This is a genomic window from Mycobacterium sp. IDUB_39, assembly GCF_055419205.1.
The window spans coordinates 171,816-195,548 of sequence record NZ_JBVAXF010000003.1 but is presented as its reverse complement, the minus strand read 5'-3'; the positions used below and the strand labels follow the sequence as shown (position 1 = coordinate 195,548).

At 66.9% G+C, this 23,733-nt stretch carries 22 protein-coding genes; 12 read left to right on the top strand and 10 right to left on the bottom strand.

Translation table 11 applies throughout. The features are described 5' to 3' along the window. The first annotated feature begins 14 nt into the window (after positions 1-14). Both ACZY0X_RS12840 and ACZY0X_RS12835 read left to right on the top strand, forming a co-directional pair. The gene (locus tag ACZY0X_RS12840; RefSeq protein ID WP_463770900.1) at positions 15-431 is read left to right on the top strand and encodes a nuclear transport factor 2 family protein; all 417 of its coding nucleotides are present in this window, start codon (positions 15-17) and stop codon (positions 429-431) included. A gap of 21 nt (positions 432-452) precedes the next feature. Beyond that, positions 453-1,838: a cytochrome P450 gene (locus tag ACZY0X_RS12835; protein WP_463770899.1), complete on the top strand. Its 1,386-nt coding sequence runs from the start codon at positions 453-455 to the stop codon at positions 1,836-1,838. On the opposite strand, the gene ACZY0X_RS12830 is transcribed toward ACZY0X_RS12835, so the two are convergent. From ACZY0X_RS12830 to bfr, 5 genes are all read right to left on the bottom strand, one after another. Next, positions 1,764-2,885, bottom strand: a complete 1,122-nt coding sequence (locus ACZY0X_RS12830; RefSeq protein ID WP_463770898.1) for an amidohydrolase family protein — start codon at positions 2,883-2,885, stop codon at positions 1,764-1,766. The genes ACZY0X_RS12835 and ACZY0X_RS12830 overlap by 75 nt on opposite strands. Continuing rightward, positions 2,886-4,226, bottom strand: a complete 1,341-nt coding sequence (locus ACZY0X_RS12825; RefSeq protein WP_463770896.1) for a type I glutamate--ammonia ligase — start codon at positions 4,224-4,226, stop codon at positions 2,886-2,888. Between the two features lie 21 nt (positions 4,227-4,247). Next, positions 4,248-4,730, bottom strand: a complete 483-nt coding sequence (locus ACZY0X_RS12820) for a carboxymuconolactone decarboxylase family protein (RefSeq protein ID WP_241405183.1) — start codon at positions 4,728-4,730, stop codon at positions 4,248-4,250. 55 nt (positions 4,731-4,785) lie between these two features. Next, positions 4,786-6,837, bottom strand: a complete 2,052-nt coding sequence (locus ACZY0X_RS12815; protein WP_463770894.1) for an MDR family MFS transporter — start codon at positions 6,835-6,837, stop codon at positions 4,786-4,788. Positions 6,838-6,915: 78 nt separating this feature from the next. Further along, the gene (gene bfr / locus ACZY0X_RS12810) at positions 6,916-7,395 is read right to left on the bottom strand and encodes a bacterioferritin (protein ID WP_241405181.1); all 480 of its coding nucleotides are present in this window, start codon (positions 7,393-7,395) and stop codon (positions 6,916-6,918) included. A gap of 527 nt (positions 7,396-7,922) precedes the next feature. Between bfr and ACZY0X_RS12805 the strand changes: the two genes are divergently transcribed. After that, on the top strand, positions 7,923-8,138 hold the full coding sequence (locus ACZY0X_RS12805; RefSeq protein WP_241405180.1) for a (2Fe-2S)-binding protein: 216 nt from the start codon (positions 7,923-7,925) through the stop codon (positions 8,136-8,138). A 1-nt stretch (position 8,139) separates the two neighbouring features. Here the strand turns inward: ACZY0X_RS12805 and ACZY0X_RS12800 are convergent, their stop codons facing one another. Genes ACZY0X_RS12800 through ACZY0X_RS12790 form a run of 3 tightly spaced genes read right to left on the bottom strand, consistent with a single transcriptional unit; the run spans position 8,140 to position 10,068 of the window. After that, complete coding sequence (locus ACZY0X_RS12800) at positions 8,140-8,928, bottom strand: enoyl-CoA hydratase/isomerase family protein (RefSeq protein WP_241405179.1); 789 nt, start codon at positions 8,926-8,928, stop codon at positions 8,140-8,142. Then, complete coding sequence (locus tag ACZY0X_RS12795; RefSeq protein WP_463770893.1) at positions 8,921-9,361, bottom strand: TIGR03618 family F420-dependent PPOX class oxidoreductase; 441 nt, start codon at positions 9,359-9,361, stop codon at positions 8,921-8,923. The genes ACZY0X_RS12800 and ACZY0X_RS12795 overlap by 8 nt, the downstream gene beginning before the upstream one ends. Beyond that, on the bottom strand, positions 9,358-10,068 hold the full coding sequence (locus ACZY0X_RS12790; protein ID WP_463770891.1) for an EthD domain-containing protein: 711 nt from the start codon (positions 10,066-10,068) through the stop codon (positions 9,358-9,360). Before ACZY0X_RS12790 ends, ACZY0X_RS12795 begins: the two co-directional genes overlap by 4 nt. A gap of 63 nt (positions 10,069-10,131) precedes the next feature. Between ACZY0X_RS12790 and ACZY0X_RS12785 the strand changes: the two genes are divergently transcribed. Beyond that, entirely contained in the window at positions 10,132-12,117 is a 1,986-nt protein-coding gene (locus ACZY0X_RS12785) for an FUSC family protein (protein WP_463770890.1), read from the top strand. Positions 12,118-12,134: 17 nt separating this feature from the next. On the opposite strand, the gene ACZY0X_RS12780 is transcribed toward ACZY0X_RS12785, so the two are convergent. Further along, the gene (locus ACZY0X_RS12780) at positions 12,135-12,752 is read right to left on the bottom strand and encodes a PaaI family thioesterase (protein WP_463770889.1); all 618 of its coding nucleotides are present in this window, start codon (positions 12,750-12,752) and stop codon (positions 12,135-12,137) included. A 36-nt stretch (positions 12,753-12,788) separates the two neighbouring features. Further along, the gene (locus ACZY0X_RS12775; RefSeq protein WP_463770887.1) at positions 12,789-13,424 is read right to left on the bottom strand and encodes a DUF5701 family protein; all 636 of its coding nucleotides are present in this window, start codon (positions 13,422-13,424) and stop codon (positions 12,789-12,791) included. Between the two features lie 163 nt (positions 13,425-13,587). Here ACZY0X_RS12775 and ACZY0X_RS12770 point away from each other — a divergent pair, with 163 nt between their 5' ends. The 8 genes from ACZY0X_RS12770 (at position 13,588) to ACZY0X_RS12735 (ending at position 23,678) form a co-directional block, all read left to right on the top strand. Next, entirely contained in the window at positions 13,588-14,175 is a 588-nt protein-coding gene (locus tag ACZY0X_RS12770) for a TetR/AcrR family transcriptional regulator (protein WP_463770886.1), read from the top strand. Between the two features lie 13 nt (positions 14,176-14,188). Beyond that, a complete protein-coding gene (locus tag ACZY0X_RS12765) occupies positions 14,189-15,298 on the top strand; it encodes an ABC transporter permease (protein WP_463770884.1) in 1,110 nt (369 codons plus the stop codon). Further along, positions 15,228-16,916: a tetratricopeptide repeat protein gene (locus ACZY0X_RS12760; protein ID WP_463770883.1), complete on the top strand. Its 1,689-nt coding sequence runs from the start codon at positions 15,228-15,230 to the stop codon at positions 16,914-16,916. Before ACZY0X_RS12765 ends, ACZY0X_RS12760 begins: the two co-directional genes overlap by 71 nt. 39 nt (positions 16,917-16,955) lie before the next feature. Further along, entirely contained in the window at positions 16,956-17,435 is a 480-nt protein-coding gene (locus tag ACZY0X_RS12755) for a nucleoside deaminase (RefSeq protein WP_463770881.1), read from the top strand. Continuing rightward, positions 17,432-18,763, top strand: coding sequence for an alpha-amylase family protein (locus ACZY0X_RS12750; protein ID WP_463770880.1), 1,332 nt, complete (start codon positions 17,432-17,434; stop codon positions 18,761-18,763). The genes ACZY0X_RS12755 and ACZY0X_RS12750 overlap by 4 nt, the downstream gene beginning before the upstream one ends. 86 nt (positions 18,764-18,849) lie before the next feature. Next, positions 18,850-21,027 (top strand): adenylate/guanylate cyclase domain-containing protein, encoded by a 2,178-nt coding sequence (locus tag ACZY0X_RS12745; protein ID WP_463770879.1) that lies wholly within the window; start codon positions 18,850-18,852, stop codon positions 21,025-21,027. Beyond that, positions 21,024-22,424 carry a mechanosensitive ion channel domain-containing protein gene (locus tag ACZY0X_RS12740; RefSeq protein WP_463770877.1) on the top strand — a complete coding sequence of 467 codons (1,401 nt, stop codon included), beginning with the start codon at positions 21,024-21,026 and terminating at the stop codon, positions 22,422-22,424. The genes ACZY0X_RS12745 and ACZY0X_RS12740 overlap by 4 nt, the downstream gene beginning before the upstream one ends. Further along, positions 22,425-23,678, top strand: a complete 1,254-nt coding sequence (locus tag ACZY0X_RS12735) for an alpha-hydroxy acid oxidase (RefSeq protein WP_463770876.1) — start codon at positions 22,425-22,427, stop codon at positions 23,676-23,678. Positions 23,679-23,733: the final 55 nt, after the last annotated feature.

The following is a 23,733-nucleotide window of genomic DNA, read 5'->3' as shown; positions in this document are numbered from 1 at the left end:
ATACAGTTCTTGGAATGTGGAAGGCGCTGTCGGCGCGGGACTGGGAGAGCCTCAAGGGCTTCCTCTCCGACGACTGCATCTATCTCGACGTGCCGGTGGGGCCCGCGGCGGCCGCCAAGGGACCCGATGACATCGTCAAGCGGCTCAAGATCGGCCTCGAGCCGCTTGCGTCCTACGAGAACTTCGACGGCCTGCTCGTCGACAACGGTCACGATGCGATGTACGAGCATCATGAGGAATGGCATTGGAGCACAGGTGAATCCGCGGTCCTGAAGTTCGTCACCGTGCACCGGGTCGAGAACGACAAGATCACGGTGTGGAAGGACTACTGGGATATGGGCGCCCTGGCCAACCATGCTCCCCCGACATGGCTTGAGGACTTCGCGAATGCCGACATGTCCTGGGTGTACGACGCAACCGGTGAGGTCTAACCGGGAGCATATGCTGGCGGTATGAGCGCTTCGCCGCTGCCGCCAGGGCCACCCCTGCCCAGGCTGGTGCAGGCCGGACTCATGCTGAGGTTCTGGCCGCGGTTCGTCGCGGGATGCCGACGTCGTTACGGCAAGGTTTTCACGCTGCGGATCGCCGGGATCGGAACGCTGGTCTACGTCGATGATCCAGCCGACCTCAAGACGGTCTTCGCAGGAGATCCGCGCATCTTCCATGCAGGCGAGGCGAACTCGATGCTGGCCGGGCTGCTCGGATCCAGCTCCGTGCTCGTCGTCGACGACGATGTGCACCGCGAACGGCGCAAGCTCGTGATGGCGCCGTTTCACCGTGACGCCGTGGCACGCCAAGCAGGGGTGATGGCCGAACTCGCGACCGAGAACATCACATCCTGGCCGATCGGTGCCGAGTTCGCGGTGGCACCGCACATGTCACGGCTCACGCTCGAGGTGATTCTGCGAACGGTCATCGGCGCGAGCGATCCAGTGCGGCTGGCCGAGTTACGCGCCGTCATGCCCAAACTGCTCACGTTGAGCGCCTGGCAGACGTTGGCGGTCGCCAACCCGAAGTTGCAGCGGCGCCGACCCTGGCGAGCGGTGCGCGGGCATATCGCCGAGGCCGATCGCCTGTTGTACGCCGAGATCGCCGACCGGCGGGCCGATCCCCACCTCGGCGAGCGCACCGATGCCCTGGCCGTGATGATCCGTTCGGGGGCGTTGACCGACCAGGAACTGCGCGATCAGCTCATGACGCTGTTGGTGGCGGGGCACGACACCACCGCCACCGCGTTGTCGTGGACGCTGGAGCGGCTCACCCGTCACCCCGATGTCCTGGCAAGGGCGGTGCGGGCGGCACACGCCAGCGCGGCAGGAGATCCCGCGGGCGACGAGTACCTCGACGCCGTGGGCAGAGAGGTCCTCCGAATCCGGCCGGTGGTCTTCGACGTCGGCCGGGTGCTGCAGGCACCGACGGTCATCGCCGGATATCGTTTGCCCGCAGGGGTGATGGTGGCCCCGGGTATCGGGCTCGTCCACGCCAACGCCGAGTTGTATCCCGATCCGGAGCGCTTCGATCCCGACCGCATGCTGGGCGCCACGCTCGGTCCGACCACGTGGCTACCGTTCGGTGGCGGCAACCGCCGCTGCCTCGGTGCGACCTTCGCGCTGGCCGAACTGCGGATCGTGTTGCGCGAGGTGCTTCGTCGAGTGGAGTTCGCGACGACGGCGGCGGCCGGCGAGCGGCAGCGCGTCAAGGCGGTGATCCTGGTACCGCACCGCGGTGCCCGCGTCACGGTTCGGGCGATCCACGAGGTCGGCTCAGTCCAGGCCGTAGACCCGTCGAGCGTTTGTGGACGCGATCAACTCAACCACCCGCATGGCATCGCCCAGTGACCACTCGTCGGCCCGCACGAACTCCGTGACCACGTCCCGGATGCCGTTGCGCCACAGGCGTGCACCGAGATAGTGCAGTTCCGGCGGGCCGTATCCGTCCGACGAGTACAGAATCTTGTGGAACGGGGCCAGCTCGAGCAGGCGGCCGATGAAGTCCCTGGCCCGCGCTCCGAGGAAATTGATCGACAGGCCGCCGTCGAGGTACACGTTGTTGAACGCCTGAGCCAGATAGCCCGCCTCGCGTTCGAACGGATAGCAGTGCAGCAGCATGACCGGGGTGTCGCCCGCTGCGCACAGGAAGTCGCGTAGGTGAAGCGGATTCGCGTGCGCCAGATCGCAGTCCCGGTCCCCGAACCCGACGTGAAACTGCAGTGGCTTGCCCAGCCGTAGGGCTTGATGCAGGCCAAAACGCAGTAGCACCCGGTCGGTGAGGCGGGCGCCACCCTCGTCGCGCCAGCGTGCGGCGGCCTCGCGCACGCTGGCCGCCGACGGATCCGACAGGTCTCCGACGAACCCGCCGCGGTAGGCCAGGATCGACTTCGTCGCGATCGCCGCCACGCCGCGCGTGTGCAGCAGTTCCTCGAACACCGCGGCGTAGTCACCGCTCATGTGGGCGGCGTCCTGCGCGAGCGTCTCGAGCCGCAGCACTTCGTGTGCGCGCCCACCCGAGACCTCCGACACCAGCACGGGTTCCGCGGGGCCCACCGAGAGTCCGGTGTCGACAAGCCAATCCGACACCCCCGCCGCGCCCAGGAACACGCGCGCCAACTCGAGGTCGTCGTACCCGCGGCGATGGTCCCAGTAGGTGTCCGCATCGACGTGGCGCGCCAGCCCCAGCAGAGGGGCGCAGTGGGCGCGCAGCGCGAATCCGAGCTGCGTGTCGAACGCGGACCCGCAGCCGGCGGTGGGATTGGCGTTGCCCTCGCTGAGGCCGCTCTCGAATCGGCTGCGGTCGCCGGGTTCCAGCCAGAAGCCGTGCACATGATGGTCGATCAACCGCAGGGATTCGATGTGGTCTGCCAGCACGTGATCAGATGAACGAATCATCTACACACTCCAGGACATCCGGAATCTGGCCGCCAGCTCGTCGTCGGTGAGGTCGGCGTATGTGTCGTGCTCATACCGCCGCACCGCGACGATCGCGTCAACCGCGGAGCTCCCGAGAATGCCTCGGACGAGCTCGGATCCGGCGAGTGCGTCGATCACCTCGATCTGATCACTAGGGAGCGCCGTCATGCCAACGGCTTCCCGCTCCGCCGCGCTCAGCAGCGACGGGTTGACGGTGACCTCGGGCGGCAGCGAGAGATTGCGCGCAATACCGTCGAGGGCGAGCCCGAGGATGGCTGCCGTGGCGAAGTACGGATTCGCCGACGGGTCGACGGCCTTCACCTCAACGTTGGCGCCATGGGGATTCGCATCACCACCGGCGACGAACCGCATGGCGGCTTCCCGGTTCTCGGTGCCCCAGCAGACGTGTGCCCCCGACCAGAGGCCTGGCCGCATCCGGAGGCCGGACAGGATCGAGCCACTCAGCACGCCCTGGGCGGCGGGCAGACCCGCCAGCAGCCCGGCGATTGCCGATGCACCGGCCGGCGTCATACCCCTTGGCCCAGCACCTCCCGAGAAGATGGGCACGCCGTCTGTGGTGAGCGAGAGATGTTGGTGAGCACCGGATCCGACGCTGCCGGCGAACGGAACCGGAGAGAGGCTGGCTCGCACACCGTACTTACGGGCCACTCGTCCGATCACGATACGCATCGCCACCAGTTGGTCGGCGGCCGCGACGGGCGCGAGCGGCGCCAGCGAGATCTCGAACTGATTGACGCCGTACTCGGGATGGAGTTGTTCGAGCACAATGCCAGACGCGGCGGCCGCCTCGATCACATCGCGGACGAAACCCTCGTGTTCCAGCACCCCGGCCAGGCCGTACTGCGCCCACATCGTGGACGGCAGCCGGGCACCGTCGGGCCCAACCAGGACGAATTCGATCTCGTGGCCGACGAGCGCTTCGAACCCGGCCGCGGTGAGTCGCTGCTGGACACGGTGCAGGGCGCCACGGCTGCACAGCGGATCTGGTGAGCCGTCCTGGTGGAAGAAATTCCCTGGCGCCCAGGCCAATCCGTTGCCGAGCACGCGCACGGCATCGGGATCGATGCGGACCCGCAGATCGCCGACCACGCCGATGGCGTCACCGGTGACCACGCCGAGCTGGTCTATCGCGAACACGTGCCACACGGGGCTCGCGCCGAGCCCGGGCTGCACGAATGCCGCCGATCGGGCCAACGGCACTGTCTTTGCGTGGATCAGGCCGGCGGGGTTGACCACCGTCCCTACCAGCGCGAGGACTCCGTCGGCTGCAAGCTGCGCGATGGCCGCCATGGCAGCCATTCTGCACCGCCGCCGGTTGAGCTACAGCGTGATCTTGCAGCTCTGACCGATATCCAGCGTGCGCAGCATCCGGCCCATGCCCAGCCACATCGCGCACGACAGGGCCAGATCGGTGATCAGTTCGTCGCTGAAGTGCTGGTGAGCGCGGTCCCAGAAGTCCTCATCGTCGCGCAGACCGGTGTGATCAGAGGCGAAGCGCTCGGCGAACTCGGCGGCGACGCGCTCGGCGTCGCTGTACCCGGGCCAGGTTCGCCACACTCCGGCGTTGTCGTACAGATCCTCGTCGACACCCGCGGCGATGCCCTCGGAGTCCCGGGTGTTCTGGCAGACGACGCATTCGTTGTTCAGCGCGATGACCATGCGCGCGAGCTCACGCACCCGCATGGGCAACCGATTCTGGTTGTAGACAGCGTGTGTGTAACCGGCCATCGCGGTACCGATGTCAGGTGAGCGCGTCACCCATGCCACTGCGTCGTCGTCGGCGAAGTCTCCGATTCGGCTCATGGCGAAAGAGTACGCCCGATGGCCTATTTCTGGAACACGTTCTAGTTATTTCTCCTCAGCGCGCCGTGGTCAACTCTCTGCGGTCGTCGGTCCAGTCGCGTTGTAGCAGCATGCGATGGGCGATGTGCTCCAGTGCGGCGTCCACCGCGTCGCGATCCGGTATGCCCTCGAAGGTCGGCGACTGGGCGAGTTTGTCGACGATGCGTCCGACGATTCCCGCCGACAACGCCTCCACGTGTTTCGCGCCAGCCTGCGTGAGCCACAACTTGCCACCCGTACCGAGCGCCAGCCCATCGTGGATGACGCCCTCGAACGTGGGCTCGATGACCTCGAGGGGCACCCGGAGCCGTTCGGCGATATCGCTCAGGGTCGCCGATCCGAAGACCTGGTTCTGTCGATAGATCTGCAGCAGGGCCCACAGTTGTGCGACGTCGAGTTCGCATCCGGGCTCACGGGCCAGGCTGCGCAGACGGATCTCGGGCGAGTCGCGGAACATCCGCCCGACCGCGACTTCGAGGATCTTCTCCGGCGAGTCGGCGCCTGGCATGCCGAAGCCCTCACCGAGGTCAGTCGCCGCCGCGGCCTCCATCTCCCGCAGCGGGATCTCCTTGAGGAACAGCGAGACGATGAATCCGACGACGGCCACCGGCGCCGCGCACAGGAACACCGTGCCCAGCGCGTTGGCGTAGGCCTCGACGATGGGCGCAGCCATCTCCGGCGGGAGCGCGTGCAGCGCCTTCGGCGACTCCGCCGCGGCCTGTGGCGCGCCGCCCGCGACCAGTGCCGGGCCGATCCGGCTCGCCAGGAAGTTGGCGAACAGGGAGCCGAATATCGCTGCGCCGAAAGAGCTTCCGATGGTGCGGAAGAACGTGACACCCGACGTCGCGACACCAAGATCGGTGAAGGTTGACGTACTCTGCACCACCAGCACGAGCACCTGCATGCACAGGCCGATACCGGTGCCAAGCGCGAACAGGTACAGCGACTGCTGCCAGGCCGGCGTCGTCGCGTTCATCTGGGACAGCAGCACGAATGCCACCGCCATGATGGCCGTTCCCGCCACCGGGAACACCTTGTACCTGCCGGTCCGACCGACGATGTTGCCGCTGCCGATCGATGTCAGCAGCATCCCGACCACCATCGGCAGGGTGCGCAGACCCGACTCGGTCGCCGATACCCCGTCGACGAACTGCATGAAGGTCGGCAGGAAGGTCAGCGCACCGAGCATCGCGAAACCGACGATGAACGCGAGAATGCAGCAGACCGTGAAGACCGGGCTGCCGAACAGGCGGATGGGCAGGATCGGCTCGGGTGTGCGCATCTCAACCCGGACGAAGACGGCCAGCGCGACGATGGAGCCGGCGAACAGGCCGATGATCACCGGAGAGGTCCAGGCGTACTCACCGCCACCCCAGCTGGTGGCCAACGTGAGCCCCGAGGCGGCGATCCCGATGAGGACGATGCCCGCGTAGTCGATCACCGGCTTGGCGGCCTTCGCCAGCGACGGAATCGCCAGCGCGCCGACAATGAGGACGACGATCGCCACCGGAACGTTGATCCAGAAGGCCCAGCGCCAGGTCAGATGGTCGGTGAAGAACCCGCCGAGCAGCGGGCCGATCACGGTGGTGACGCCGAAAACCGCGCCGAGTGCACCCTGGTAGCGACCACGATCGCGTAGCGGGATGACCTCGCCGATCACCGCCATCGCGGTCACCATGATGGCGCCGCCGCCGATACCCTGCAGCGCACGCGCGGCGACGAGCATCGACATCGACCCGGCCAGTCCGCACAGCACCGAGCCGACCAGGAAGCACACCACCGAGACCTCGAAGACGATCTTGCGACCGAACAAGTCGCCGAGCTTTCCGACGACGACGGTGGCGATGGTCGAGGCGAGCAGGTAGCTGGTCACCACCCACGCTTGATGGCCGGCGCCGCCGAGATCGGCGACTACGGTCGGAAGTGCGGTGGCGACGATCGTCTGGTCCAGTGCCGCGAGCAGCATGCCGAGCAGGACCGCGACGAATATGAGGTTGCGTCGCTGCGGACTGAGGAGCGCGGCCGCGGACTCGGGGTCCGCGACCGCACTCGGTGCGGAACTCGTCATGAAAGCCTCTCGAACGTCGTTGCTGGCGCTCAGAGCGCCCACCACGATATCGTTAGATAGGCTACAAAAGTTACAGCGCTACTTCGGCGGACGTGAGACGCACTGCGCCGAGTACAGCTCCACACCGAGCTTGTCCATCAGCTCTAGCTGGGTCTCGAGGTAATCGACGTGACTCTCCTCGTCGGCGACAATCGACTCGAAGAGGTTCGCAGTGGTGGGGTCTTCCTTGGAGCGGCACAGCGTGATCGCGGGCTTGAGGCGCTCAAGGACCTCGTACTCGATCGCCAGGTCGGCCTCGAACTGCTCGCGGAGCGTCTGCCCGACCCGCAGCGAGAAGAGCCGCTGGTAGTTCGGCAGCCCATCGAGAAGCAGAATTCGATCGGTAATCGCCTCGGCGTGACGCATTTCATCGAATGATTCCGCGCGGGTATGACTCGCTAATTCGGTGAAGCCCCAATTGTCCTGCATCTTGGAATGCAGAAAGTATTGATTGATGGCGGTGAGTTCGCTCGTCAATTGCTCATTGAGCAGTTTCAGAATTTCTGGATCGCCTTGCATGATCGCTCCTTGGGCAGCGGACTGGCCGACCGCGTGTCATGGGTTGTTCGTGGCTGTCGAACACTCCCCAACTTAGTCCAGGAGGCCGTCGTCGGCGATCGAAACTTGGCACCCCTCGGCGTGTCCGGTCCCCCGTTTACCCATGTCTTTGGTGAGGCGAACCTTATCTGGCCACCTATGATGGACTGGCTGCCCTTAGTAAGGTTAGACTGCACTAACATACTGGCAGCGGGGCTCCGCCGTACGGCTGAGCGCCTTCGATTACGAGGCGGAAGTGATGAGCGATCAGCGTATTCAATCGCTCATTTCGGCTGCGACTCGTCGACCCGAAGGCGTTCGTGAATCGACGAATTACCGTGCCGGCCACAATCCCGCCCCGTCCCATTCCCGGCTAATTGTCTCGACCTCAATTCACCGGGTTGAACCAACGGTCAGCCATTCGGGGGCGAGCCCCGCAGCGATCGCATTTCTGCGTTACGCGCCGAAAGCCGCACTCGCGTGATTGCCGTACCGGGGCGGGTGCTCTGATGTTCGTCTGCCTCTGTAACGGTGTGACCAGTCAGGTGGTCGCCGACCTCGCCGCATCCGGCGCGTGCACCTCCAAGCAGATCGCCGAGGCGTGCGGTGCGGGTTCCGACTGCGGGCGCTGCCGCCGTACCGTCCGCGCCATCATTGATGCAGTTCAGGTGCAGGGCTGTCCCAGGCAGGCCGCGTTGGCCTGCTCCCGCCGCGCAGTCGGGTAGGTCAGTCCGAGCCCTTGCGCCGGCCGGAGAACTCCGATAGCGCATCGACGTTGGCGGATGCGCCGAGCAAGACCTCGAACAACGCGTACTCGCGTGCCGCTGCTGCGGTGATCTCGGCGCGAGTGGGGTCAACGATCGTCTGCTTCACCGCCATGAGGCTGGGAATCGACCGGGAGGCAAGGACTTCCGCGTGCCTGCCCGCCTCGCCCAGTAGATCGTCGGGCTCGCACACCTTCCACGCGAGCCCCATCCGCAGGGCCTCCTCCGCGTGCACCCATTCCGAGGACATCAACATCCAGGCCGCGTTCTGCCTGCCGATCAGCTGCGGCAGCAGATATGACGACGCCGCCTCCGGTGCCACGCCGAGGCTGGTGAACGGGCACTTGAGGCGTGCGGTCGAGGACATGAAGACGAGGTCCGCGTAGCCGAGGATCGTCGCCCCGATACCGACGCCGAGACCATTGACCGCCAGGATCAGCGGCTTGCGCAGCGCCGTGAGCGTCCTGATCAGCCCCGGAAACCCATGCTCGCCCTGCTGGAAGTCCGGGTCGGTGATTCGCGCCTGCATCTCGAGCAGGTCGTTGCCTGCGGAGAACGCCCGGCCGGCGCCGGTCAACAGGATCACCGCGACCGACGGATCCTCGTCGGCCGCCAGCAACGCGATGGTGGTCGCGTCGTAGAGCGCCTCGTTGAAGGCGTTGAGCGCCTCGGGCCGATTCAGGGTCAGGGTGCGGACGCCGTTGGCGTCACCGGTCTGCACGAGCACGTCTGAAGCGTAAGGGTCAACCATTGCTGTAGACCCGCGTGGGTGCGATCAAGACGACGGTGCGTCGCTGTTCGGCCATCACCCTGTCGTACTCGTTCCAGTCGTCGTGCGTGCCGCCCGCGGCGGTGAAGACGTCGCGCAGCAGCACGCGCAGACCGTCGTCGGTCAACCACGGTCTCGGGTCGTCGGGGCCGGCGAGTTCGGCGGTGCCCTCGACGGTCGCCCAACGCCAGCCGTCGCGGAACGTCACGGCAAGCTGCGGTCGCGACCGCAGATTGGCGAGCTTGACCCGGCCGTAGGTGACGAACGCCAGGCTGGGCTGGCCCGTCGTGGGATGAGTCAGGACCCCTGCGTTGATGAGTGAGGACTGGATGGTCTGGTCAGCCCGCAGCGTCGCCACGACGGCAAGACCCTGGTCGGCGGCTGCGAGCGCGACGGCGTCGGAAAGCGTTGTCATGTAACGACCTCTGGGGCGAAGGGGCTGCGCAGGAGGTAGCGGCTGGTGGGCACGCAGTCGACCTGCTCGTTGGCCCCGAACGCCGACGTGCTCGCCACCATCCGGTTCATCCGGTCACCGAGATCGGCGTCGTCGGCCGCGCCGAAGAACGCGTGCAGATCCCTGGTGGCCTCGATCGGAAAGTTCTCCTCCACGATGGCGGAGACGAGCGGCGCACCGGGAGTGAGCGCCCGCACGACGGTGTTCTGGGTGTAGCCGAAGGTGGACTGCGTCGCGATCGCGACCGGGGTGTGATCGACATGCCAACGGGTGAGCCAGGTTTGCGGGTCGAGGTGCTCCGGACGTCGCAACAGCGCCACATTGGCCAGCCCCTCGGTCCGCGCTCCGATGACGTCCGGAGGAGGCATTGGCACCGACTCAGTCACCAGATAGGCGGCACTGAGCTCGCACTCGCGCTCGAGCAGGGACAGCGCCGTTCGGGACGCCTCGCCGTAGTACTGCTGCGTCCACAGGCTCACGACCGCGACGACGGGCGGGTCGAGCGTCGTCAGCGTCATCAACGAATCCCGCACCGCGCCGTCGCGCACATTCACCGCGACACCCGGCAGACCGAGGGACAGCAGCTCCTCCCCGACCTGCGAACGCAATCTCGTGCACCACGACTCATCGGCCACCGAACGGCGAAGTGTGACCATCAACTTTTCCACTCGTTGAACCTACCCAGACGTGGCACCCGGATCGCAGCGTCTCGGTGGAGTAGAAATGGTCTCGTGATCAAGGGCCTGGCCCGGAGGCAGTACCTGACGGACCCCGGCGCGGTGATCCGCAGTCTGCTGGGTGTCCTCGTGGTGGCCGCAGTCGGTCTGTCCACAGTGGGTGCCGCCGGGGCAACGGCCGCCGCCGGCGCGGCTGCGATCGCCGGTGCGACCGCGCTTCGGGACAGCCCACGCGGCAGGATCCCGATGGTCATCGGCGTCTCGCTCGCGTTGGGCGTCGCGGTGCTGCTTGGTGCAGCGACATCGGCGCACTCGGTGCTGTTCGCGGTCGTCGTCGCCGTGTGGTGCTTCTGGGCCGGCATGACGTGGGCCGCAGGCTCGAACCCGGGGCTGATCGCGGCTGCGGCGAGCGGCCTTCTGGTCATCTCGCCGCCGATCACACCGTCCTGGACGGCAATGGGAGGCACCGCCGCTCTCGCCGTGGCGGGGGGCGTGGCGCAGGCCGCGCTCATCGCGATCTGGCCGAGACGGCGATGGCGGATCCAGCGCGAGGCGCTGACTCGCGCGTATGTGTCCCTGGCGGTCGACGCTCGCCGCCTCGCCGAGGACCCCACAGCCCAGTTCACCGAGGAACCACTGCAGGGTTTGCGCGATGCGTTCGCCCTCACCGACAGGCAGGCCAGCCACCACCCGGTTGCGTACCGCGCCTGGTACCGGTTGCCCGAACGGATCGCGGCGACCATGACAGCGATCGCTCGACGGACGACGGATGGCGACGCCCGAACTCGGATCCTGACGGCCGCCGGTGAGGTGTTGGACGCCGTCGCGCGGCCCAAGCAGATCGGCTCTGCCGAGGACGCCATCACTAGGTTTGAGTCAGTGGCCGCCGAGACGGGTGAGTCTGAACCGATACTCGTGGAACGACTCTCCGACCAACTGCGCGAGGCCGCGACACTTCGATTCAACGAGTTCGGGCCGCGACCCAACGAGCTGGCGCAGTTGCCGCGCTCGCACTTCTTCGGGGTGCTCGCCAACACGATCGCCATGGCCCGGGGACAGCTCACCAAGGAGTCACCGGTACTGCGGCACGCCGTACGCCTCGCGGTGGCCGCCGGTTGCGGCGTCGCGATCGCGCGTTTCGCGGAGGTGGCGCATGGTTATTGGATCCCGCTGACCGTGGTGATGGTGCTGCGCCCCGAGACCGCGCACACCTACACGCGCTGTGTGGGACGCGTCGGCGGCAACGTGATCGGCGTCGTGGTCGCCACGGTCATCGCCCTGATGTTGCATCCGACCGGGATGGCCGCAGCCACGCTTGCGGTGGCCCTGCTCGGCGTCGCCTACCTGGTATCGGCAATCGGCTATCTGGCGGTGAGCGCGGCACTGGCCGCCGCCATCGTGTTCCTCATCGACATCGCCGGGGTGGACGGGCTTGCCTCGGTCAGCGACCGCGTCGCCGCGACATTGATCGGCGGCATGCTGGCGGTGCTCGCGCACGTGGTGCTGCCGGATCAGGCCGCCGTCCGGCTGCAGCAGCGGGCCAGCGAACTACTCAAGGCCGAGATCGATTACGCGGCAACGGTGATCGGGGCATCGGTGCACGATGGGTCCGATGCCGTCGTTGCGGCGGCGTGGGAGCGCGCATACCGGGCCAGGGCTGCGTTCGAGGCTGCGGCGGCCGTCGGCGCCATGGACGAGCGGCACCTGCGCAGGTGGCTGCGTGAGTATCGCGCCGGGCTCAACGCCGTGACTGCGGCGTGCGCAGCGCTCGAGGAGAGCCTGCCCCCGCATCGTCCCGCCGAGTTCAGTCACGACCTGATCAACACCGTGGACGAGTATGTCGCTGCCCTGCGCGGCGACCCGCAGACCGCGGGTTCGACGTGGACGGTCGATGTCGCCGCGCTGACGGTGGCCACCGATCGTGCGCGTGCCGAGCTAGCGGCCGCCGATGATGCGTGGGCACGGATTCTGGCGGCCGAGATCGAGACCGTGACCGATCAACTGGTGGTGATCGCGGCGAGTACGCCCAGCGCGCCCTGATCGCGCGGGGACAGCGGTCAGCGGGCCCACTTCGGCGTGATGAAAAGCCCCTCGGCCTCCACGGTGACGCCGTCGGCGTCCGAGAGCTGGCCGACTGCGTAGGTCTTGATGCCCTCTGTGCGAACGATTCTCGCCTCGGCGTGCAGATCGCCGAGTGGGGTGGTGCGGAGGTAGCGCATCGAGATGGTGCCGGTGAGGCGCGGCGATGCCCCGTCGCTGGCCGCCTCACCCAGCAGGTGGTCGAGGACCAGTGCCGAGATCCCGCCGTGGACATGCCCGGGCGGGCCCTCGTAGGGGCCGCCCAGGTGGAAGTCGCAGAACACCGAACCGTCGGATGCGCGGTGAATCACCAGCGGCGGCGCGATCGGATTACGCAGCCCGATCACCGGGTTCCCCCAGGGCATCAGGCCATTCTCCGAAATCCGCACACCGTAGGGGCCGTCGATCTGGCGGTCGCGCAGCCTGGCGGTGGCCGCCTCGATCTCGGCCTTCGCGGTCGCGACGGTATCGGCGTCGACCTCGGTGCGAATGGTGGCGTCGATGAGCTCGCGGACCGACTCGGCCAGTGGTCCATAGATACCGCGGAGGCGTTCGACCTCTGCCGCACTGAGGTTGTCAACGGTGAACTCAACCATGGCTGCACTAGAACACGTTCTAGCAGTGGTGTCGAATCACGGCTGCGCGACCGGCATGCGGCTGGATGCCGAGGCGAATCCCAGCCAGGTGTGCCGGTTACCCGCCCAGCACCACCCCACCTTCGGCGCATGACGCCGGACGGCGCCGTCGCGACCGGTGCCGTTGCTGATCCAGATCGCCGGCGTTCGGGTGTCGAGTGCGCCGGTGGGCTTGCGCTTGCGTGAGCCGATGGTCATGTAGCAGTGCCCGCGCTCAAGGACATCGGGGCGCTGCAGCAGCCAGTGCAGGCCCTCGGTCAGCGTGAGGGCGGTCCGGCCTGCCGAGGCGATGGCGGGTGCCGCCTCGTCCGGGCTCCAGTTGGCCATGTCATCGCCCCGATCGAGATCGTCGACCAGATACAGCGGCGAATCAGGTAGCGGCGCCACCGAGGTGAACTCGTCGACATCGGTCATGTCGGCGACCACGAACCCAGGCTTATCGTCGTGGCGCACCAGCGGCGCGAGGGCCGAGGCTGGCACCAGATCGGGGTGTACGACGAGTAGCGGCGCCCGTCCCCCAACGGGTTTGGCAGCGGCGCGCAGCCGGTCCGCCGACCATCCCATGAGGCGGTGCACCCCGAGATCAATGAGTCGATTCGCTTGAGTCGGCAGGTCCGGCAGGGTTGCTCGCACGGTGATCACCAGCCCGCAACGAAGCGAGACCGCGACGAAGTTCCCTCGCCTTCTCTCGTGTGCGGTGAGCGGTGAGTGCTGCGTCACAGCGTGGCGCGACCGGTGGCCGAGATCATCCGCTAGTTCGTGGACAGATGTCTACGAACTTGCCTACGCTCATCCCATGGCCGCACGAACGCACAGCGTGGACCCCCGCGCTGAACGCGTCCGCACCCTGTTGCGGGACGCGGCGTTCGTATTGGCCCATGAACGACCCGTCGACCAGATCACCGTCGCCGATCTGGTGGCGCGTGCCGGGGTCAGCAGGCAGGTCTTCTACCAGCACTTCACCGACCGCGACGATGCGGTCGCCTCGGCGTTCACCGTGACCTTCGCGGCCGCGACCGCCGATATCGACGGCGAGCCTCGGTCACGGATCCTGCGGATCTTCGACCTGGCCGCCGAACACCGCGCGATGTATCACAACGTCGTGCCCAGCGCGGTGACACAACGGGTGGTGGCGGCATTCCGCGCCGAACTCCTGCCCGCCTGCGAGGAGCTGGCCCGCCAGGGCATGCCCGTCGTCGGCTCCATTCCGGGTCTCTCGCCGGAGGCGGTCAGTCGATTCCTCGTCGGCGGCTTCCAGGAGGTTCTGCGGTCCTGGATGGAGGAGTCTCCGGGCTCCGAGCACACCACCGATCTCCGCGGCAGGGTGACCGCTGCGCTCGACACCGTCGACGCACTGCTCACTCGCGCCGCCACCATGAACTGACGAAAGGTCCATCGTGGGCAAGCACCGCACTCCCCCGCGCCCTGCCGCCGAAACGGCGACCGGGACATCTCCGTCGCGTACCGACGTCCGCAACGTGGCGTTGGTCATGGCGGCGCTGGCGGCCGTCGTCATCGCCATGATCGCCAGCTACTCAGGCGCTTTCGCCAAGCCGACGCTGCACCATCTGTCCGTCGCGGTGGCCGCCCCACAGCAGGTCGTCGACGGCATCCGGGCTCAGGACACCCTCGAGGTCACGCCGGTGACCGATGCGACTGCCGCACGCGACGCGGTCTACGAGCGCACGGCGGATGCGGCATTCGTGGTGAACCCGGACGGGCACATGGACGTCTACGTCGCGGGCGGAGGCGGTCGCAGCGTCGCCAACGCCGCGGAGACCGTCGGTCGGGGCATCGCCCAGAAGGCCGGTCTCACCGCGAGCGTCACCGACGTCGCTCCCAGCACGACCGCCGACCCGCAGGGCACAGTTGTGTTCTACGCCGTCATCTTCCTGTCGATCGGCGCGTCGGTGGGTGCCACGCTGCTCGGCCGCATGATGGGCGGTGTGCACGCGCCGTCAACGCTGGTGTGGCGCACACTCAGCCTCGTCGCGTTCGCGGCGTTGCTCGCCGGGGGTGTCACGCTCTACACCGACGTCGTACTCGGCGCGCTCACCGGGCACACCTGGTCGGTGTTCGGTGCACTGTTCCTCTACGCCATGGCCGTCGGCGGCGCCGTCACCGGTGTCGCAGCCGCATTCGGGACGGTTGCATCCGCCGTGCTGACGATGTTCCTGGTGATCGTCGGCAACGCAGCGGCAGCGGGCCCCGTCGGCAAGCCGCTGCTGTCGGGCTTCTACACCGCGCTCAACGCCGTCGTGCCGCAGGGCTCCGGAGTCGCACTGTTGCGCAGCGTCCAGTACTTCGGCGGCAACGGCGCGATGACACCGCTGGTCACGCTCCTTTGCTGGGCAGCCGTCGGATGCCTGCTCGCCGGCGGTTCCGCCGTAGTCCGATCGGGCGCGCTGCGGTCAGCGCTGAATTATCGTGCGACTCATGACGATCACAGCAGCACCGATCGAGATGGAGCCGTACTACGACCTCGGGTCGCATCACCGACCGGTTGACACCACCTCACCCGAGGCGCAGGTGTGGTTCGACCGCGGCATGGTCTGGGCGTACGCGTTCAACCACGAGGAGTCGATCCGGTGTTTCGAGCGTGCCCTGGCGCTGGACCCCGGCCTGGCCATTGCGCGCTGGGGCATCGCGTATGCGGTCGGCCCGAACTACAACAAGGCCTGGGAGGCCTTCGACCCCGTCGACCTGGCCGACTCGTTGGCCCGGGCACGCGACGAGCTGGATCAGGCCAGCAGGGGCCGGGCCACAGCGCTCGAACTCGAGCTGATCGAGGCGCTGTCGGCCCGCTTCCCCACCGCTGATCCCGCCGACGCCGCCGCGCTCACCGCGGGGCACGCCGGCTACGCCGAGGCCATGGTGACGCTGGCTGCGGCCCATCCCGACGACATCGACGTCCAGACGCTAGCGGCCGACGCACTGCTCAACGTCACCGCATGGGCGTTGTGGGACACCGGGACCGGCGATCCCGCCCCGGGTTCCCGGGTGGTCGAGGCGGTACGGATCCTGGACGCTGCGCTTGCCACCCCGGCAGGTCGCGAACATCCCGGCATCCTGCATCTCTACCTGCACGCGATGGAGATGTCGGCGCACCCGGAGCACGCGCTACCCGCCGCCGACCTGCTGCGCGGTCTGGTCCCCGACGCGGGTCATCTGCAGCACATGCCGAGCCACATCGACGTGCTGTGCGGCGACTATCGCAGCTCGATCATCGCGAATCAGATTGCAGTGAAAGCGGATCGGCGGTTCGTCGAACGGGAGGGGCCGCTGAACTTCTACTCGCTGTACCGCGCACACGATCTTCACTTCGTGGTCTACTCGGCGATGTTCGAGGGTCAGTTCCGGCTCGCCCTGCAGGCCGCCGACGAACTCGCGGCACAGCTGACGCCTGAGCTGCTGGCCGTCGAGTCACCGCCGATGGCCGACTGGCTGGAGGCATTCGTGGGATTGCGGATTCACGTTCTGGTTCGGTTCGGCAAGTGGGACGAGCTGATCGCCGAACCCCTCCCCCTCGACGAGGCCCTGTACTGCACCACCACCGCGATCGTCCGGTACGGCCGCGGCGTCGCCCACGCCGCCAAGGGGGACATGGCCAAGGCGTGGGCCGAACGGGAGGCCTTCGCCGCCGCCTATGCGCGTGTCCCGGACAGCCGTTACCTGTTCAACAACACCAGCCGGGACATCCTGGCGGTCGCCGCGGCCATGCTGGACGGTGAGATCGCCTACCGGGAAGGCGATTTCGATGCGGCGTTCGCGTCATTGCGCCGGGCCACAGCGCTCGACGACCACCTCCCGTACGACGAACCGTGGGGCTGGATGACCCCAACGAGACATGCCCTCGGCGCGCTGCTTCTCGAGCAGGGGCACGTCGAGGAGGCCGCCCGCGTCTACGCCGAGGATCTCGGGCTGGATCCGACGCTGGCGCGGTGCTGTCAGCACCCGGGCAACGTGTGGAGCCTGCACGGCTACCACGAATGCCTGCGACGGCTGGGCCGCGACGACGAGGCGATCATCATCGAACGGCAGCTTGAGGTGGCGGCCGCTCGCGCCGACACGCCGATCCGGGCCTCGTGCGCCTGCCGGCTGGAAGTCGCCGACGGCTGCTGCTGAGCCCTCGCCGGCCCGAGTGCCCGCGTAGACTCACCCGCTGTGGCCATCGGCGATGACGATCTCAAGCGGCTGCGACGCTGTGTCGATCTCGCCCGCATCGCCCTTGAGGCGGGCGACGAACCGTTCGGCTCGATTCTGGTGGACGCCGAGGGGCGAATCCTCTTCGAGGATCACAACCGGGTGCAGGGCGGTGACGCCACCCGCCACCCCGAGTTCGAGATCGCCCGCTGGGCGGCAAGCCACCTGACCCCGACACAGCGGGCGAGCGCGACCGTCTACACCTCAGGTGAACACTGCCCGATGTGCTCGGCCGCGCACGCCTGGGTGGGCCTCGGACGCATCGTCTACGCGACCGGCTCGGCGCAGCTCACCCAGTGGCTCGCCGAGTGGGGATCGGATCCGTCCCCCGTTGCACCGCTGCCGATTTCGGCGGTGGCCCCAGGCGTGGTCGCCGAAGGCCCGGTCGCCGAGTACGCCGCGGAGATGAAGTCCCTGTATGCGGCGAAGTTCGCGCGATGACAGGGTCTTCGCGCGAGCGCTCATCCGCTACGGGGCCGGGGTGGGTCGAGCACGCGATCTGGTGGCAGGTCTATCCACTGGGCTTCGTCGGCGCCTTCCCCGCTGATCAGCCGCCAACGCCCGACGAGCACCGGCTACGCCGCGTCGTCGACTGGTACGACCATGCCCTGGAGCTGGGAGCCTCCGGTATCGCGCTTGGCCCGATCTTCGCCTCGCGCACGCACGGCTATGACACCACCGACCACTACCGGATCGACCCCCGCCTCGGCGATGACGCCGACTTCGACTACCTCGTCACCGAGGCGCACCGACGCGGCCTGCGGATCCTGCTCGACGGCGTGTTCAACCATGTCGGCACCGACTTCACCCGCTACCAGGATGCCGTCAGCGGCGGGGACGGCGCGTGGTTCCGCAAGCGGCGCAACGACTTCGTCACCTTCGAGGGTCACGATGGTCTGATCACGCTCAATCACGACAACCCGGAGGTCACCGACTACGTCGTCGACGTCATGTCGCACTGGTTGCGCCGCGGCGCCGACGGCTGGCGACTGGATGCGGCCTATGCGGTGCCCGATGCATTCTGGGCGCGCGTGCTGCCGCGGGTTCGCGCGGAGTTCGGTGACGCCTGGTTCGTGGGCGAGGTCATTCACGGTGACTACGCCGGTACCGTCTCGGCGGCGACGTTCGACTCGGTCACGCAGTACGAGCTGTGGAAGGCGATCTGGAGCAGCCTGAACGACGCCAACTTCCACGAACTCGACCACGCCCTGCGTCGGCACGCCGAGTTCCTCGACACCTTCGTTCCCATGACGTTCATCGGCAACCACGACGTCACCCGCATCGCCAGCCAGGTCGAGGACCCGCGCCACGCCGCACACGCCCTGGTCGTACTTCTCACCACCGGTGGCACACCGAGCATCTACGCGGGCGACGAGTGGGGCTACCGCGGTGTCAAGGAGGAGCGGTTCGGCGGTGACGACGCCGTACGCCCGGAGTTCCCCGCACGCCCGCAGGACGCAGAGCACCTGGGCGAGGACGCCTTCCGCTTGCACCAGCACCTCATCGGCCTGCGCCGCAGACATCCGTGGTTGCACAAGGCGCGAACAACGGCCCTGTCGCTGACCAACAGCCGATACGTGTACCGGACGAGTTCGGCGGCCGAATCGCTGGTGGTGGCATTGAACCTCGACGACGCACCCCTGCAGATGTCGCTGTCGGAGATCGGCCTTGGCAGTGCCCGCATCCTCGCCGGCTCCGGCGCACCTCCCGAGGACATCGTCGAGTCGCTCGACGTCGAACCGCACGGGTGGGCGATCCTGGCCCCCTGATGCGACATCACAGTATTGACGATGTTCGCGGGTTCTCGCCGACTTAGGCCAGATCAGGGGATCTTGCGAGCTAGTGTTTGCAATCGATGACAACCTCGAACGACGATGTCCACCAGATCGAGACACCCGACTCGACCACCACCGCGAAGCGGAGTCGTCGCCGGCTGTTGTCGAGGGTGAGCATTCAGTCCAAGCTCCTCGTCATGCTCCTGGTGACGAGCGTCCTGTCGGCCGCCGTCGTGGGGGCCATCGGCTACCAGTCGGGCCGTAATTCCTTGCGTGCTGCGGTCTTCGACAACTTGACCGAGACCCGGCAAGCCCAGAGTCGGCAACTGAAGGCATCTATTCAGGACCTGAAGGACTCGCTGGTGGTCTACTCACGCGGCTCCACCGCGACTCAGGCCATCGAGGCGTTCACGAGGGGATTCGACCAACTCGGTGCGGCCCCCATCAATCCGGCACAGCAGCAGTCGCTCGTCGACTACTACACCAACCAGTTCGTGAAGGACAAGAAGGTCGAGACCGGCGACGAGTTGGACGTCGACGCACTGGTGCCGACCTCGAACGCGCAGCGCTACCTCCAGGCCCTCTACACCGCACCGTTCTCGGACTGGGAGGACGCCATCAACTTCGACGACGCCCGCGACGGCAGCGCGTGGTCTGCCGCCAACGCCCAGTTCAACGACTTCTTCCGCGAGATCGTCACGCGGTTCGAATTCGAGGACGCGCTACTGCTCGACACCCGGGGCAATGTCGTCTACAGCGCCTACAAGGCGGTGGATCTCGGCACGAATGTCTACACCGGTCCGTTCAAGGGCGGCAACCTCACCGCGGCATACCGGGACGCGCTCGACTCGAACATCGTCGACCACGTCAGCATCACCGACTTCGGCGACTATCCACCGGCCGACGAGCCGACGGCATGGTTCACCTCACCCGTCGGTCCACAGGGCAATGTCGAGGGCGTACTGGCTCTGCAGTTTCCGATCTCGAAGATCAATCGTCTGATGACGATGGACCGGCGCTGGGAGGAGTCGGGCATGGGCAAGACTGGTGAGACGTTCATCGTCGGGCCCGATGATCTGATGAGATCTGACTCCCGGTTGTTCATCGAGGATCCCGAGGCCTACAAGCGCGACGTGGTCGATGCGGGCACCGCACCCGACATCGCCGAGGAAGCGATCAACAGAGGCGGCACCACGCTGGTTCAGCCGGTGCCCACCGAAGCGACCCAACTGGCGCAGCGGGGGCAACGCGGCACGTTGATCGCCGAGGACTACCTCGGCCACGAGACCCTGCAAGCCTATGCACCCGCCGACATTCCCGGACTGCGCTGGAACGTCATCGCCAAGATCGACACCGCGGAGGCGTTCGCGCCGGTCTCGGCGTTCACCCGCAAGCTGGTGTTGTCCACCGTGGCCATGATCTTCGCGGTGTGCATCGCGTCGATGCTGCTCGCGCGGTTGTTCGTGCGTCCGATCCGCCGTCTCGAGAGCGGCGCGCAGCAGATCAGCTCAGGTGACTACGGGGCAACGGTTCCGGTGACGTCCCGCGACGAGTTCGGCGACCTGACTCACGCTTTCAACGATATGAGCCGCAATCTCGCGATCAAGGAGGATCTGCTCAACGAGCAACGCCGCGAGAACGACCGGCTGCTGCTGTCGTTGATGCCCGAGAATGTCGTCGCGCGGTATCGCGATGGTGAGGAGACCATCTCGCAGGACCACCAGGACGTAACGGTGCTCTTCGCCGACATCGTCGGACTCGACGAGCTGTCGGCAGACCTGACGTCTGACGAGTCCCTGGCCATCGTGAACCGGCTCGTTCGCCAGTTCGACTCCGCCGCGGAGACCCTTGGCATCGAACGGGTCCGGACGTTGCACAACGGCTACCTGGCGAGCTGCGGGCTCAACGTGCCACGCATCGACAATGTGCGGCGCACGGTCGACTTCGCCATCGAGATGCAGCGGATCGTCGACCGGTTCAACGGTGAGTCGGGCCATGGATTGAAGCTGCGCGCCGGTATCGACACCGGCACCGTGAGCAGTGGGCTGGTCGGTCGGTCCAGCCTTGCCTACGACATGTGGGGCGCGGCAGTCGATCTCGCCTATCAGGTGCAGAGTGGAGCGGCTCAGCCCGGCGTGTATGTCACATCGGATGTCTACGACGCGATGCGCGACAGCCGCAGCTTCGCAGCTGCGGGTGAGGTCACCGTCGCCGGTGAGACCCAACGGATCTGGCGACTCACGGAGCGCCACCAGTGACCAGCGTCGTGGATGCCTCCTGGTTCTACTGGGCTTTGGGTGTGGCGATCGGCCTGCCGATCGCGTTGGTACTGCTCACCGAAGTGCGCGCGGCACTCACCCGCCGCGGCAGCGCGCTGGCCAAACCCGTCGGTTTGGTACGCAACTACATCCTGCCGCTCGCGGCGCTGCTGACGCTCCTCGTGAAGGCGACCGAGGTGTCGGCCGAAGCCACCCCGGTGCGCATCGTCTCCACGGTGCTGGGCTTCGTGGTGCTCGTGCTGGTGCTGTCCGGGCTCAACGCCACACTGTTCCAGGGCGCACCGGAGGGGTCCTGGCGCAAACGGATTCCGTCGATCTTCCTCGATGTGGCACGGTTCCTTGTCATCGCAATCGGGCTCGCGATCATCTTCTCCTACATCTGGGGCGCCAACGTTGGCGGACTCTTCACCGCGCTCGGCATCACGTCGATCGTCCTCGGCTTGACGCTGCAGAACTCCGTAGGCCAGATCATCTCGGGCCTACTGCTGCTCTTCGAGCAGCCGTTCCAAATCGGCGACTGGGTCGACACACCGTCGGCACGTGGCCGCGTGGTGGAGGTCAACTGGCGTGCCACCCACATCGACACCGGCAGCGGCCTGCAGATCATCCCTAACTCCGTGTTGGCCGGCGCTTCGTTCGCCAACCTGAGCAGGCCGCCCGGCGAGCACTCCATCTCGGTGGTCACCGAGTTCGACCAGAACGATCCCCCCGACGATGTGTGCCGACTGCTGGTCCGGGTGGCTTCAGGGCTGCCTCAGCTGCGTCCGGGAGCCTCACCATCTAGTTCGGTGGCCGGTGCCGGCCAGTACAAGACGTCGATTCCGGTGCACTCCCCAGCCGACGGCGGCGCCGCCCGAGCGACGTTCCTGCGGTGGGTCTGGTACGCATCACGACGCGCAGAACTGAGTCTGGACGGCGTATCCGACGACTTCGCGACGCCGGAGCGGTTGGAGAAGTCGTTACGGGTGATCGCTCCGACCCTGCGGCTCAGCCACACCGATCAGCAGGAGCTGCTCCCCCACGCGCGCATCACCCGGTATGGCGCCGAGGAGAGTCTTCAGGTCCGCGGTCAGGTGCCGACCCACATGTCCTTCATCGTCAACGGCCGCGTGCGGCTGATCGCCACGACCGAGGACGGCGGGTTCGTCCCGGTGCGCATCGTGGACGAAGGCGACTTCATCGGGTCGACCGCGTTGACACGCGAGCCCGTGGCGTCGTCTGCGTTCGCCGTCGACGAGGTCACGGTGCTTCAGGTCGAACGTGAGCACATGGAGCAATTGGTACTGGGCAAACCCCTTCTCCTGCAGGAGATCGGACGCACCATCGAGGAACGCCAGCAAGAGGTGCAGCGTGCGCTGGCGGCCGCGGCGGAGTGAGTGGTCGGCGTGAAACGGCGAATCCCACGACCACGTGACCTGACCCCGCTGATCGGGTTCCGCAAGCCACGTCTGGATGCGACAGCCAGATGGTTGGCGGCGGCGCTCACGATCGCCGACCTTCGCCAGATCGCCCAACGGCGCACGCCCAGAGCGGCGTTCGACTATACCGACGGCGCCGCCGAGGACGAGCTGTCGCTGGCCCGTGCCAGACAGGCGTTCAGCGATATCGAGTTTCATCCGACGATCCTGCGCAACGTCGCCGAAATCGACACCAGCCGTGACGTATTGGGCGGTCGCGTCGCACTGCCGTTCGGCATCGCACCGACGGGGTTCACTCGGTTGATGCACACTGAGGGGGAGATCGCGGGTGCCCACGCGGCGGCCCGAGCGGGTATCCCGTTCTCACTGTCCACGTTGGGGACGGCATCGATCGAGGACGTCGCGGCCGCGAATCCAGATGGCCGCAACTGGTTTCAGCTGTACATGTGGAAGGACAGGGACCGCTCGATGGCCCTTGTCGAGCGTGCCGCAGCCGCGGGGTACGACACGCTGCTCGTCACGGTCGATGTTCCGGTCGCCGGCGCACGGCTGCGCGATACACGAAACGGTATGTCGATACCCCCGACGTTGACGTTGCGCACGGTGGCCGATGCGATACCGCACCCGCGGTGGTGGATCGACCTGCTGACCACCGAACCCCTGTCGTTCGCCTCGCTGGACCGGCTGCCGGGAACCGTTGCGGAGTACCTGGACAGCGCTTTCGATCCCACGATGACGTTCGAGGATCTCGCCTGGATAAAGGACCAGTGGCCGAATCGATTGGTGGTCAAGGGCATTCAGACTCTCGACGACGCGAGAGCGGTGGTCGACCTCGGCGTCGACGGTATCGTGCTGTCGAATCACGGTGGGCGTCAGCTCGACCGCGCACCGGTGCCGTTTCATCTGCTGCCGAGCGTCGCGCGGGAGGTCGGCAGCTCCTGTGAGGTTTTGCTGGACACCGGAGTGATGTCTGGGGCCGATATCGTCGCGGCCATTGCGCTCGGCGCCCGCTTCACGCTGGTTGGGCGCGCCTACCTGTACGGCTTGATGGCCGGCGGCGAGGCTGGTGTGGACCGTGCCATCGAGATTCTGTCCTCGCAGGTCAGCAGGACAATGCGGCTTCTTGGCGTGACCTCGTTGGACGAGTTGGAGCCACGCCACGTCACTCAGCTGCACCGCGTGACACGCGGCGCGTCGCCCGGCCAGCCCTAGTCACAACAATCACTTCATTCACACAGGTCACACGCTAGATCCGCTCCTGGGGTCT

What these genes read in the sequence shown, in the direction of transcription:
- ACZY0X_RS12815 (WP_463770894.1), bottom strand. Translation starts at nt 6,837, where the DNA reads ATGACGAGTTCCGCACCGAGTGCGGTCGCGGACCCCGAGTCCGCGGCC.
- ACZY0X_RS12760 (WP_463770883.1), top strand. Translation starts at nt 15,228, where the DNA reads ATGACGATCACAGCAGCACCGATCGAGATGGAGCCGTACTACGACCTC.
- ACZY0X_RS12835 (WP_463770899.1), top strand. Translation starts at nt 453, where the DNA reads ATGAGCGCTTCGCCGCTGCCGCCAGGGCCACCCCTGCCCAGGCTGGTG.
- ACZY0X_RS12800 (WP_241405179.1), bottom strand. Translation starts at nt 8,928, where the DNA reads ATGGTTGACCCTTACGCTTCAGACGTGCTCGTGCAGACCGGTGACGCC.
- ACZY0X_RS12830 (WP_463770898.1), bottom strand. Translation starts at nt 2,885, where the DNA reads ATGATTCGTTCATCTGATCACGTGCTGGCAGACCACATCGAATCCCTG.
- ACZY0X_RS12780 (WP_463770889.1), bottom strand. Translation starts at nt 12,752, where the DNA reads ATGGTTGAGTTCACCGTTGACAACCTCAGTGCGGCAGAGGTCGAACGC.
- ACZY0X_RS12795 (WP_463770893.1), bottom strand. Translation starts at nt 9,361, where the DNA reads ATGACAACGCTTTCCGACGCCGTCGCGCTCGCAGCCGCCGACCAGGGT.
- ACZY0X_RS12840 (WP_463770900.1), top strand. Translation starts at nt 15, where the DNA reads ATGTGGAAGGCGCTGTCGGCGCGGGACTGGGAGAGCCTCAAGGGCTTC.
- ACZY0X_RS12770 (WP_463770886.1), top strand. Translation starts at nt 13,588, where the DNA reads ATGGCCGCACGAACGCACAGCGTGGACCCCCGCGCTGAACGCGTCCGC.
- ACZY0X_RS12750 (WP_463770880.1), top strand. Translation starts at nt 17,432, where the DNA reads ATGACAGGGTCTTCGCGCGAGCGCTCATCCGCTACGGGGCCGGGGTGG.
- bfr (WP_241405181.1), bottom strand. Translation starts at nt 7,395, where the DNA reads ATGCAAGGCGATCCAGAAATTCTGAAACTGCTCAATGAGCAATTGACG.
- ACZY0X_RS12805 (WP_241405180.1), top strand. Translation starts at nt 7,923, where the DNA reads ATGTTCGTCTGCCTCTGTAACGGTGTGACCAGTCAGGTGGTCGCCGAC.
- ACZY0X_RS12820 (WP_241405183.1), bottom strand. Translation starts at nt 4,730, where the DNA reads ATGAGCCGAATCGGAGACTTCGCCGACGACGACGCAGTGGCATGGGTG.
- ACZY0X_RS12745 (WP_463770879.1), top strand. Translation starts at nt 18,850, where the DNA reads ATGACAACCTCGAACGACGATGTCCACCAGATCGAGACACCCGACTCG.
- ACZY0X_RS12825 (WP_463770896.1), bottom strand. Translation starts at nt 4,226, where the DNA reads ATGGCTGCCATGGCGGCCATCGCGCAGCTTGCAGCCGACGGAGTCCTC.